General features: G+C 54.1%; 1 protein-coding gene. It reads right to left on the reverse strand.

Annotated features, from left to right (window positions below; genetic code table 11):
- Nucleotides 1–101 precede the first annotated feature (101 nt).
- Complete coding sequence (locus tag K7B09_RS13140; RefSeq protein WP_223629916.1) at nucleotides 102–488, reverse strand: hypothetical protein; 387 nt, start codon at nucleotides 486–488, stop codon at nucleotides 102–104.
- Nucleotides 489–538 lie beyond the last annotated feature (50 nt).

Genomic DNA, 538 nt, shown 5'->3' on the forward strand with positions numbered 1-538 from the left:
CCTAACACCTGAGTTAAGCCGGCCTGCTGAGCGGGCGCGGCGTTGGTTCAATCATAGCGCCAGCGCCGAGACCGCGAAGCGGGCTCGGCTTGAACGAATTGTTAGGCTGGCGGATCGCTTGTAACTTTGATTGCGTCACCCCTACCGCCGACAACGACTGCTGATCCGTTTGGAGTGCGTTGCAAGAAAAACAGATAGCTAGCTCCTGTCTCACAACAAGCGGGGTCAAATTCACTGATCCCAGTCTTGTACATGACCGTCATTGGCGCGGTTCCCTTGATTAAGGACACCGGTTCAAGGTCCGCAAATTTCTCTGGACCTTGGCCATCATAGGTTCTTGTGACTTTAGCGACCAAGATGTAGTCGGCGCGATCGACCATGTCTTGGGCATACATCTTCACAGGTTCAACCGAGGCAGCCGGGTAGGGAGTGCCAACAGCAGCGATTGCCAAGGCAAGTAGGACAAGTGAGAACCTGTACGTTGTCATGGCCTATCTCCCAATGCGCAACAAACTCACAAAGCCAGCCTAACACCTGA

Origin of the sequence: Thermomonas beijingensis (genome assembly GCF_020034655.1) — a bacterium.
Classification (GTDB): Bacteria; Pseudomonadota; Gammaproteobacteria; order Xanthomonadales; family Xanthomonadaceae; genus Thermomonas; species Thermomonas beijingensis.

Excerpts from the sequence above, each read along its gene's own strand:
- K7B09_RS13140 (WP_223629916.1), bottom strand. The coding sequence starts at position 488 with ATGACAACGTACAGGTTCTCACTTGTCCTACTTGCCTTGGCAATCGCT.